Annotated in this window: 1 protein-coding gene; it reads right to left on the bottom strand. The window is 69.7% G+C overall.

What is annotated here, in order from left to right:
• A partial coding sequence (gene alaS / locus NS220_RS18045) for an alanine--tRNA ligase (protein WP_058625365.1) occupies nucleotides 1-1849 on the bottom strand: 1849 nt, incomplete at both ends.

Here is a 1849-nt window from a genome sequence, read left to right as displayed (position 1 = left end):
GGCGAGCTCGGCGATGCGGCTGGTGAGCTGCTCGCGCGGGGTCTTGAGCGAGGTCGACAGCTGCGAGACGATTGCCCGCTCGGCGGCGAGATCCCGGAAGGCGTCGAGACCCACGAGGGCCTCCACGCGACGGTTGGAGGCGCCCACCGACTGCTCGCCGACGAGGTTGACCAGCCCGATCTCGGCGCTGCGGGCGACGTGCGTGCCACCGCAGAGTTCGCGCGACCACGGACCGCCGATGTCGACCATGCGCACGGTGTCGCCGTACTTCTCGCCGAACAGCGCCATGGCGCCCGCGGCCTTCGCCTCGTCGAGCGACATCACGCGCGTGGTGACCTCGAGGTTGTCGCGGACGGCGTTGTTGGCGATGTCCTCGATCTCGGTGCGGGTCTCGGGCGAGAGCGCCGATCCCCAGCTGAAGTCGAAGCGCATGTACCCGGCGCGGTTCAGCGAGCCGGTCTGGGTGGCCGTCTTGCCCAGGGTGTCACGGATCGCGGCGTGTACGAGGTGCGTGGCCGAGTGGGCCTGCTGCGCCGAGTGGCGGTTCCGCGCGTCGACCACCGTGGTGGCGGACGCGCCGACCGAGACCTCGCCGGTCGTGACCTCGACGGTGTGGCTGATCAGACCCGGAACCGGGCGCTGAACGTCCAGGACCTCGAGTTCGTAGCCCGGGCCGACGATGGTCCCCTTGTCGGCGACCTGGCCGCCCGACTCGGCGTACAGCGCCGTCTCCGCCGTGATGATCTCGGCGATCTGCCCCTCGGAGGCGCGGTCGGTCCCCTGGCCGTCGACCAGGATGCCGAGCACCTTCGACTCCGTCTGCAACTCGGTGTACCCGGTGAAGACGGTCTCGCCCAGGGCACGGAACTCGCGGTAGGCGCTCTGATCGGCGATCGCCCCCTTGCGGGCGCGGGCGTCGGCCTTGGCGCGCGTGCGCTGCTCCTGCATGAGCGTGTCGAACGCCGCGCGGTCGACGCTCAGCCCGGCCTCCTCGGCGATCTCGAGCGTGAGGTCGATCGGGAAGCCGTAGGTGTCGTGCAGCAGGAACGCCTCGGAGCCCGAGAGCGTCGAGCCGCCGCCGTTCTTGGCCTCGGCGACCGACTGGTCGAGGATGGCGGACCCCGCCGCGAGGGTGCGCAGGAACGTCTGCTCCTCGGCGATGGCGTAGGCCGAGAGACGGGCGTAATCGGCCTCGACCTCGGGGTACGACTCCTTCATCGCGTCGCGCGAGGCGGCGAACAGCTCGGGGAACGTCGCCCCCTCCACGCCGAGCAGGCGCATCGATCGGATCGCGCGGCGCATGATGCGCCGGAGGATGTAGCCGCGGCCCTCGTTCGAGGGGGTGACACCGTCGGCGAGCAGCATGAGCGAGGAGCGCACGTGGTCGGCGACGATGCGCAGGCGCACGTCGTCCTCGTGCGATTCGGCGCCGTAGGCCTTGCCCGCCAGCTTCGCCGCGAGATCGAGCACGGGGCGCACCTGGTCGGTCTCGTACATGTTGTCGACGCCCTGCTTGATGAACGCGATGCGCTCGAGGCCCATACCGGTGTCGATGTTCTTCGCGGGGAGTTCGCCGACGATGTCGAAGTCGTACTTCGAGCGCACGTTGGTGATCTCGTACTGCATGAACACGAGGTTCCAGATCTCGACGTAGCGGTCGTCGTCGGTGGCGGGTCCCCCGTCGATGCCGTAGTCCGGGCCGCGGTCGAAGAAGATCTCCGAGCAGGGGCCCGCGGGGCCCGGAAGACCCGTCGACCAGTAGTTGGTGTCCTTGCCGAGACGCTGGATGCGGTCCTCGGGGAGGGTGCTCAGCTTCAGCCAGAGGTCGTGCGCCTCGTCGTCCTCTTCG

The organism is Microbacterium testaceum (assembly GCF_001476655.1).
GTDB classification, from domain to species: Bacteria; Actinomycetota; Actinomycetes; order Actinomycetales; family Microbacteriaceae; genus Microbacterium; species Microbacterium testaceum_C.
Note: the sequence above shows the minus strand (reverse complement) of the source record. Positions and strands in the feature narration are given on the sequence as shown.